A 9,194-nucleotide genomic window follows, 5' to 3' on the forward strand; every position below is an offset into this window, starting at 1 on the left:
CGCAGAGACGGCCGCCCGCCGCGCACCGGACGCACCCCGCCCCGCCAAAACCGGTCAGTAGGCCCGCCCCGGGCACGAGGACGAGCAGCACGAGAAGCCCGAGCACGACGCCCGTGGAGATATTGCCCGGAGAGACCGCGGCATGGATCGCACCCACCTCGCCGCCGGCGCCTGCTACCCCCGCGAAGGCCCACGGGGCGAGGGCACGCCCGGCGCAGAGCAGGAGGACGCCGGACGCCGCCTCGGCTACGGGAGGAAACCACGGGGACCTGGCAACGGAACCGCCGACTGCGCCGACCATGCCGACTCCTTCCTGTTTTGATTGATTTTTATTGTAGGCACCGGGGTCGAAAAAAAAGGGGGGGGTGGCCGGCGTCGTCATGCGAACGGTTAAAAAAAGACTGTAAACGGTTTCCTTTGTCTGTAGAGGCCGGGAGACGGCGCCCGGCCGGCCCCAAGAAAAAGGGCGCCCCGCGGCCAAAAGCCGCGGGGCGCCCCATGGGGNACGTCGTTTGTCTCGCCGCCCTTACTGGCCGGGACAGAGCGACAGGGCCGCGTCGTCGGCCACCACCACGCAGTTGGTGTGCAGCTGCAGAATGGAGGCGGGGCACTGGGGCGTCACGGCGCCGAAGACCATGTCGTGGACGGCCTGGGCCTTGTCNTCGCCGGTGGCGGCCACCACGATCATGCGGGCGTTCATGATGGTCTGCACGCCCATGGTGTCGGCCTGGCGCGGGACGTCCTCAGGGTCGTNGAAGAGGCGGGAGTTGGCCTCGATGGTGGACTCGGTGAGGTCCACGCACTGGGTGCCCTTGGAGAAGGCGTCCGCCGGCNCGTTNAAGCCGATGTGGCCGTTGCGGNCGATGCCCAGGAGCTGGAGGTCCACANAGNCGGCGTCCTTGACCATCTTGTCGTAGGAGGAGCAGGCCTCCTCGATGTCGGGGTTGGAGCCGTCGGGCACGTGGGTGTTGGCCTTGTCGATGTCGACGTGGTCGAAGAACTGGGTGTTCATGAAGTAGCGGTAGCTCTGGGGGTCGTCGCCCGTGAGGCCGCGGTACTCGTCGAGGTNGTAGGNGGAGACCTCGGCGAAGTCCACGTCGCCCTTGTGATACCAGTCGATGAGCTGCTTGTAGGCACCGATGGGGGTGGTGCCGGTGGCGAGGCCGAGCACCGAGTTGGGCTTGAGGATGACCTGGGCCGAGATGATGTTGGCCACCTTGCGGCTCATGTCGTCGTAGTCCTTCACGCGGATGAGTTTCATCGCCGCGCTCTCCTTTCCCTTGGCCTTGCGGCCTCTCTACAATCCGTCCCAGTGTCGCACGTCTACCATCATGCCCCCGGCACACNGGACNNNGCGGGACNACATGGCCGNCCNACGTGGACTACACATACCAGATTCGTTTTGATTCGTGATGTTAGTCGCGGCCGTGGGCCAGGGCGGCCGCCAAGGNCTCCAGGGNGTGGAACCGGTGCGAGATGCGGTTCTTCTCATCGGCCGTGAGCTGGGCCATGGTGCGGCCCGGGGTCTCGTCGGGCAGGANCAGCGGGTCGTAGCCGAAGCCGTTCTCCCCCACCTGCGCCCGCCCGATGGAACCCTCGCAGTCGCCCTCGCCGGCCAGCCAGGAGCCGTCGGGCTCCACAAGGGCCACGGCCGAGTGGAAGCGGGCCGTCCGGGCGCCGTCGGGCACGTCCGCCATGGAGGCCTCGAGCTTGGCGTTGTTGGCGGCGTCGTCGCCGTGGACGCCGGCCCAGCGCGCCGAGAAGATCCCGGGCTCGCCGCCCAAGGCGTCCACCACGAGGCCGGAGTCGTCGGCCACGGCGGGAAGGCCCGTGGCCTCGGCGGCCGCCCGGGCCTTGATCAGGGCGTTGGCGAGGAACGTGTCGCCGTCCTCCTCCGGGTCCTCCCAGTCGGGCAGGTCGAGCTCGCCCACGGCCACGAAGCGCGTGCCGGCCATGACCGGGGCCAGGATGGCCTCGATCTCGGCCACCTTGTGCGCGTTGCCCGTGGCCACCACCACGGTCCTCTCCTCTTGGACCACAGGTCCTCCCTCCTTGAGGGCGCCACGGTGGTGCGTCCGCGGGGACCTTGCACCACGGTGGNGCGCTTTTCTGCATCACAGGGCGATTCTCGCACCACGGTGGTGCGCCTGCGGGGGATATCGCACCACGGTGGCGCGCCTGCATGCCCGTCANGCCGNGCNAGCCCTACTTCCGGAACCCCGTGACCTCGGTCTGGCGGTCGCAGAGNNGGGCCACGGCCCCCTGCCCCAGGTCGAGGAGGGCGTCGAGCTGGGCGCGGTCGAAGGCGATGCGCTCCCCGGTGCCCTGGACCTCCACCAATGTGCCGTCGGCACAGCCCACGAGGTTCATGTCCACCTCGGCGCGGCTGTCCTCGGAGTAGTCGAGGTCGAGGAGGCAGCGGCCGTCCACGACGCCCATGGACACNGCGGNCACCTGGCCGGTGAGGGGCAGGCGGGGGANGCGGCCGGCCCGCACCCACTCGGCGAGGGCGTCGTGGAGGGCCACCCAGGCGCCGGTGACCGAGGCGGTGCGGGTGCCCCCGTCGGCCTGGATGACGTCGCAGTCAACGGTGACGGTGACCTCGCCCAAGGCCTGCATGTTCACCACGGCCCGCANGCTCCGGCCNANGAGGCGCTCTATCTCCATGGAGCGGCCCTTGCGGCTGCGGGTCTCCCGGCGGCTGCGGGTGGAGGTGGATGCCGGNAGCATGGCGTACTCGGCGGTNACCCACCCCTTGCGGCTCGCCTTGCGCCACCCGGGCACACCGTCCTCGATGGTGGCGGCGCAGAGCACCCGGGTGTCGCCGAACTCGGCCATGCAGCTGCCGAGGGCGTTCTTCATGACGTTGCGGGTGAGGGTGACGGGGCGAAGGTCGCCGGGTGCGCGGCCGTCGTGGCGGGGAGCGTCGAGGGTCATGGTCCTCCGATCGGGTTGTGCGGGGTTTTCGACCAGCATGCTAGCACGGGGACCGCGGGGCCTTCGCCACCAGGGGTCCACGGCCTCCGTCCCAGCGGTCGTCCCGCCACCCGGACACTTCTGTCCCAATGGTCGGGCACTTTTGTCTCAGTTTCACCTCGGCGGGCGGGCCGTCTTCTTGGCCATCCTGTCATGCGCGGCAAGAGGAGCACCCGCAGAACCTTCTACGGGTGTCGCTGGAGGCAAAAACCACCCGTAGAACGTTCCATGGGTGCCGGGACGGTTCGAGGGCACCCATGGAAGCTTCTACGGGTAGCCAAACGCCCGTAGAACGTTCTGCGGGTGCAGTGCCTGCGACCGCCCCGTAGCCCGTCACTTTGGTCGGGCCCCTCGCCCTCACAGGCCCGGCTGTGCGCTCGCCGCCCCGTGCCACCGTGGCGTCTTTGCCGAGGAATCGCGCCACCGTGGCGCATGACNGTGGGGGCCTGGCGCACCTGCCACTTCGCTTGTCTCGCGGATTGTGTAGCCCGGACATGGCGGAGGGGCCTTCGGCANGTCCGGGCCCTCCATCGACCGCGTGACCGGNGGCCGACCAAAGTGNCGGCGATTCGACGGCCGAAGCGAGGCTGGGAAAAGGTGCCCGAACATTGGGACAAAAGTGTCCGGGTGGTGGGACACCCCGCCACGGCCTACAGCGGCCAGCCTTCGGACGCTAGGGCCTCGAGGTCGGCCACGTCCACGNGCTCCACGGCCTCCAGCTTGCNGCCGAAGACGTACTCACCCGCCACGCAGAACTGCGCGAGCTCGGGCNAGGTGGTGGCGAAGTGGTACTTGGCCTGGTGGCCCTCGGGGGCGAGCTCCCCCGCCCGCCCGAGGTACTGGCGCACCTCCCGGGCGGTCTCCTCGGCCGAGCTCACGATGGTGACGCCGGGCCCCAGCACCCGCTGGTAGACCTGCTTGAGCNGGGGAAAGTGCGTGCAGCCGAGGATGACGGCGTCGATGCCGTGGCCCATAAGGGGCGCGAGGTCCTCGGCGGCCACGGCCAGGGCCTCCTCGGTGTCGAGGTAGTCCTTGTCGCCCATCCAGTCCCGCCCCATGGCATGGGGCGACGCCACGGCCCGCCCCACGATCTCCACGGAGCGCGGGCTCGGCGCCTGCCACACCTGCACGCCGGCGTCCAGGGCGTGGATGGCGCGGCGGTACTGGCCGGAGTCGCAGGTGCCCTTGGTGGCGAGCACGCCTACGCGCCGGGTATGGGTGGCCTGGACCACGGCCCGGGCGCCGGGCACGATGACGCCCAGCACCGGGATGTCGAGCATGCGCTGGGCCACGGAGAGGCCGGCGGCCGTGGCGGTGTTGCAGGCCACCACGAGGAGCTTGACNTCGCGGGCGTCGAACNAGCGGGCCNGCTGGGCCACGAAGCCGCGCACCTCGTCCTGGGGACGCTCGCCGTAGGGGCAGCGCTCGGTGTCGCCGAAGTACCGGATGGACTCGCTCGGGAGCTCCGTGGCGATGGCGCGCGCCACCGTGAGGCCGCCGAGGCCCGAGTCGAACACACCGATGCGGCGCGTGTCTCCCATGGCTCTCCTCCGTACACGAAAGGGCCGGCCCTGAGGCCGGCCCGCGGAATCCCTGGTGGGCGATGAGGGGTTCGAACCCCCGGCCTTGTGCGTGTAAAGCACCTGCGCTACCGCTGCGCCAATCGCCCCCTGCGCGGCACCGGCACAGCCGGGCGTCGCGGCCCCTGAGTATACATGGCCGCTGTGGGCACCCCGTGATGGCGGCTCGGTCAAACCGCCCCATAGAGGCGGTCATAGGCCTCCCTGGCACCTTGGCCGGAGGAAACCTCCACGAGCTCGTGCCCCTTGATGAAGACCATCCCGTCGCACACGGCGTCGATCGTGTCCAGCAGATGGGAGCTCATGAGGACCCCGCGCCCCCCGTCCGCCGCCGCCCTGACCCACCCGAGCGCACGCCTGCTCCACGTGGGGTCGAGGGCGTTGAGGGGCTCGTCCAGCAGAAGGTACTTGGCGGGCGACGAGAACGCGAGGCCGAGAACCAACTGCTGCCTCATGCCCTGGGAGTAGCGAAACACCGGTTTGCGGCCCAATCCGGCGACCCCCCACCGCTCCATGAGCTCCGCCGGTGAATCCTCGATACCCCAGTGGGACACGAGCAGGTCGAAATGGTCGCGGGCGTTCAGGTCCCCGTAGAGCAACGAGCCGTCACCCGGCGCATAGAACACCAGCTCCTGATAATCGCCNGTCCGGCAGCCCGGCACCCCGTCAGCCTGCACCGCGCCCCTCGCCGACCCCAGAGGGGCTCCGGCCAGGGCTTTGAGCAGTGTCGTTTTCCCGCTTCCGTTGGGCGCCACGAGGCCCAGGACCTGGCCCTCCCGCAAGGATAGGGAGGCGTCGCCGAGGACGGGGCGGCTCCCAAACGAGAGCGTGAGGTCTTCACAGGTCAGCATGGAGCACCAGCCCTTTCTGCCGCCATGCGCCTCCCCATGCGNCNGGCGCGGCGGCCCCTCACGGCCTGCCGTACCGCCACGGCCCCGACCCCCAGGACATCGAGTACGAACGACCACAGCAAGAAGGCCATCACACCCTGGTCCCACGTGCTGCCGGGAAGCTTGAGCAGCTCCTGTCCTCCGGGAGCCAGGCTGAAGAAGTCAAAGAGGGCGATGTGGGCCATCGGCTCCATATAGGCAAGCGGGACCCACCGGGTGACCGGCGACTCGCNGTCGAGGGGCACCTGCGAGCANNGNGCCGGCACGACGCACACGACGGCACAGACCAGGGCGTTGGCGCCCAAGGCCCGGGCCAGCGAGCCGAGCGCCACCACAAAGGCGGTCAACGCGCACCAGAGCACCGCCAAACGGACGAGCGCCGNCCCCACCGTCAGGCGGTCGACGTGCCCATCCACAATGGAGAAGACCGGGTATGCCGGGTCTCCCCACCCGTTCAGCACGGTAAGCGTCAGGGCGATCGGCACAACCGCCGCAACCGTCAGCAACAGGGCCACCACGAAGGCCAGGAACAGCGAGCGCAGGAACGTGCCCAACGGAGGCATCGGCTGCTGGGAAAGGAGACGCCCCTTGTCCGCAAGCCTCCCTACGGCAAAGACGGCCACCGCCCCCGGGAGGGCCCAATACACGGCGGGCAGCCATGTTGCCTGGNACACAANGTAGAGAGAGGCCGGCACCTCCCGGACCTGCGAGGTCACCTGACGGTCCTCAAGACCCNCGAGCGCCTCATAGGAGGAGGCCCAGAGGCTCCTCTGCGCATNANCCGACNCCGTCGCCCCGGGCCACACCGGCAGCAACGTGCGCGCATCAAAAAGACGGAGGGCAGCCAGCGCATCGATTTGGGCGTCTGCATCCGCCGCCATAACTGCCTCCTGGCGCAACGCCTCCCGCCGACGGTAGGCATCCAGCNGNTNTGGGTCCNCNCCNTCGTGAGAGNCCACTATCTNGAACTCGGTTGGCTCGGCAACGCCTTGGATGTCATAGGAGAGCCCCATCTCGGTTGCCGGGTAGTTCTGGATGAACGCAGAAAAGAGAAAGAGCGCCAGGAACAGGAGGGCGCCCCAGAGAACCCGCATCGATAGGACAGCCTTCAAACAGACAAGCGACGGCCAACGGCCCATGGTGCACCCCCGTAAAGCGCGACGACACGACAAATCAATGCCGTGCCGTCTTTGATTCCTATATATTTACCAATGCATCGGATATTCTTATGATATGGTCTCGTCCTCTCATTTCAGTCTGAAATATATAGATGGATGCCAAACGGTCGTTATCGTGGTGTGAACGATTAAAAACACTTAGCTCTCAGCTCGATTGTGTCGGTTGGAACAATTTCCACGCCGCGCGGGACCGGGGCCCCGCCCCACCCACAGCATCCCCAAGCGGGGGCAACGGCCGCTGTGGGCACCCCGTGGTGGCGGCCAGCAAACGGGCCGCACCCGCGCGCGCCCCTGCCATACTTGGACCCATGGACACCATCACCCTGGGAGAGCTCGCCTCCCTCCTCGACCAGCACCGCCTCGACGCCGCCCTGGAGGGCGACCCCTCCGTGGCCGTGGCCGGTGCCGCCTGTGACTCGCGCCAGGTGACCCCCGGAAACATCTTCGTCTGCAAGGGGGCGGCCTTCAGGCCGGAGTTCCTCTCGGCCGCCCTCGAGGCAGGGGCCGCGGCCTACCTCTGCACGCCGGACGCGGCCCCGGGGTTCGCCGCCGTGGCCCCGGACGTGCCCCGCATCCTCTGCGCCGACATCCGCCCCGCCATGGCATGGGTCTCCAAGGCCGCCTGGGGAAGCCCCGACCGCGACCTGCAGATCGTGGGCATCACCGGCACCAAAGGCAAGTCCACCACGGCCTACCTGCTGCAGATGCTCCTCGACGCCGCGGGGCCCGAGCCCTGCGCCATCTTTGGCACCCACGCCATCTTTGACGGCACGGGCACCTTTGAGAGCGCCAACACCACCCCGGAGCCGCCCGACCTCTGGCGCCACCTGGCCAACGCCCGCCGCTCCGGCCTCAGGCGCGTGGTCATGGAGGTCTCCAGCCAGGCCCTCAAGTACGACCGCGTGCTGGGCCTCTCGCTCTCGGTGGCGTGCTTCCNCAACATCGGCAACGACCACGTCTCTCCCGTGGAGCATCCCAGCTTCGAGGACTACCTGTCCGCCAAGCTGNGCATCTTCGAGCTGGCCGACCGCTGCGTCGTCAACCTCTCCGGCGACCACGCCGACGAGGCTCTCGCGGCCGCCCGGGCCCGCGGCGCCGAGGTGACCACCTTCTCCCTGGACGACCCCGCGGCAGACGTCTGCGCCACCGCCGTGGCGCCCGCCGCCCACGGCATNGACTTCACCTGNCGCACCCCCAAATGGACCCGCGACGTCTACCTGAGCCTCCTTGGCGAGCACAACGTGGAGGACGCCCTGGCGGCCGTGGCCTGCGCCCGGGCCGTGGGCGTGGAGGACCCGGCCGCCCTCGACGCCCTGGCCGACGCCCACGTGCCCGGGCGCATGGAGGTGCGCCCCACGGCCGACGGCTCCATCGTCACCATNGTGGACTACGCCCACAACGACATCTCCTACCGGCGGTTCTTCGATACCGTGGACGAGTTCTTCCCCGGCGCCTACAAGGTGGCGTTCTTCGGCGTCTCCGGCGGCAAGGCCCTCGACCGCTACCGGGACCTGCCGGCCATCGGCTCGCGCCGCGCCGACTACGTGGTCCTCACATCGGACGACCCCGGCCCCGAGGACCCGGCCGAGCTCTGCCACAAGATCGCCGCCAACCTGGCCCCGGGCACCCCCCATGCGGAGGAACCCGACCGCGAGGCCGCCTGCGAGCTCGCCTTCGCCCACGCCCGCGCCCACGTGGCCGAGCACGGCGGCCGCACGGTGGTGTGCGCCCTGGGCAAGGGAGCAGAGACCGAGATGCGTATCGGCAACGAGGACGTGTCCTACGAGCCCGACGGCGCCCACCTGGCCCGGCTCGTGGCCGCCTACGACGCCGAGGCCCCACAGGCCCGCTAGACCCGACGGACACCGGGCCCGCCNGGCACCCCGTCACGTAAAAGCGCGCCCCGACCGCCATGGCCGGGGCGCGCTTTTCTAAAGACCTGGAGGGGCGGACCGGTGCGGTGCCCGGCCCCTAGNCGCGCCTGGGGAGCAGTATCCAGCAGAACAGCAGGACGAGCAGGCCCACCGTCACAAGGGCCAGGGGCGCCACGAACGCGGGGTCGCCGAGGACCGGGACGAGCTGCGCGACGCCGGTCCCGCCGTCACCGCCGGCCGGGCCGTCGGGGTCGACCGGGTCGCCCGTGCCCGGACCCGGCAGCACCGGGTCCTCCCCGTCCACCGGGGTCTTCACCACGACCTCGTTCGACGGGTCGGGGTCGGTGGGGTCGCCCTCGTCGTCGGTACGCACCACCGTGGCCACGTTGCGCCACGCGGTGGGCTCGGACACCTCGGGCACCGTCACCTGGAAGCTCACGGTACGGGATTCCCCCGCCGCCAGAACTCCCAGCTCCCAACGGACGACGCCGCCCGCGACGGAGGCACCGTCGGAAGCGGAGCCCTCCACGAGGGTCAGGCCCTCGGGCACCTCGTCGGTCACCACCACGTCGCGGGCCGGGCCCTCGCCGTCGTTGGTCACCGTCATGCGGTAGGTCACCACGTCACCGGAACCCACGTCGAGGGTGTCGCCGGTGAAGCCACCCTCCCCCACGGCCTGCCCCTTGACCGGTGTCT

At 69.7% G+C, this 9,194-nt stretch carries 8 protein-coding genes and 1 tRNA gene; 1 reads left to right on the forward strand and 8 read right to left on the reverse strand.

From position 1 onward, the window contains the following. From JX283_RS07150 to JX283_RS07180, 7 genes are all read right to left on the reverse strand, one after another. Positions 1 to 301: hypothetical protein (locus tag JX283_RS07150; protein WP_204829957.1), on the reverse strand; the 301-nt coding region annotated here is incomplete at its 3' end. 225 nt (positions 302 to 526) lie between these two features. Next, entirely contained in the window at positions 527 to 1,261 is a 735-nt protein-coding gene (gene nagB / locus JX283_RS07155; protein ID WP_204829958.1) for a glucosamine-6-phosphate deaminase, read from the reverse strand. A 154-nt stretch (positions 1,262 to 1,415) separates the two neighbouring features. After that, positions 1,416 to 2,039, reverse strand: coding sequence for an RdgB/HAM1 family non-canonical purine NTP pyrophosphatase (rdgB, locus tag JX283_RS07160; protein WP_204829959.1), 624 nt, complete (start codon positions 2,037 to 2,039; stop codon positions 1,416 to 1,418). Between the two features lie 166 nt (positions 2,040 to 2,205). After that, positions 2,206 to 2,937 (reverse strand): ribonuclease PH, encoded by a 732-nt coding sequence (gene rph / locus JX283_RS07165; RefSeq protein WP_204829960.1) that lies wholly within the window; start codon positions 2,935 to 2,937, stop codon positions 2,206 to 2,208. A gap of 689 nt (positions 2,938 to 3,626) precedes the next feature. Beyond that, positions 3,627 to 4,517: a glutamate racemase gene (murI, locus tag JX283_RS07170; RefSeq protein ID WP_204829961.1), complete on the reverse strand. Its 891-nt coding sequence runs from the start codon at positions 4,515 to 4,517 to the stop codon at positions 3,627 to 3,629. Between the two features lie 53 nt (positions 4,518 to 4,570). Next, a tRNA-Val gene (locus tag JX283_RS07175) sits at positions 4,571 to 4,645 on the reverse strand. Between the two features lie 81 nt (positions 4,646 to 4,726). Further along, positions 4,727 to 5,407, reverse strand: coding sequence for an ABC transporter ATP-binding protein (locus JX283_RS07180; protein WP_204407280.1), 681 nt, complete (start codon positions 5,405 to 5,407; stop codon positions 4,727 to 4,729). A 1,525-nt stretch (positions 5,408 to 6,932) separates the two neighbouring features. Here JX283_RS07180 and JX283_RS07185 point away from each other — a divergent pair. After that, positions 6,933 to 8,477 carry a Mur ligase family protein gene (locus JX283_RS07185; protein ID WP_204829962.1) on the forward strand — a complete coding sequence of 515 codons (1,545 nt, stop codon included), beginning with the start codon at positions 6,933 to 6,935 and terminating at the stop codon, positions 8,475 to 8,477. A gap of 118 nt (positions 8,478 to 8,595) precedes the next feature. Here the strand turns inward: JX283_RS07185 and JX283_RS07190 are convergent. Continuing rightward, on the reverse strand, positions 8,596 to 9,194 hold a 599-nt coding region (locus JX283_RS07190), incomplete at its 5' end, for a DUF11 domain-containing protein (protein ID WP_204829963.1).

This window comes from Olsenella sp. CU969, from assembly GCF_905219715.1.
GTDB classification, from domain to species: Bacteria; Actinomycetota; Coriobacteriia; order Coriobacteriales; family Atopobiaceae; genus Granulimonas; species Granulimonas faecalis.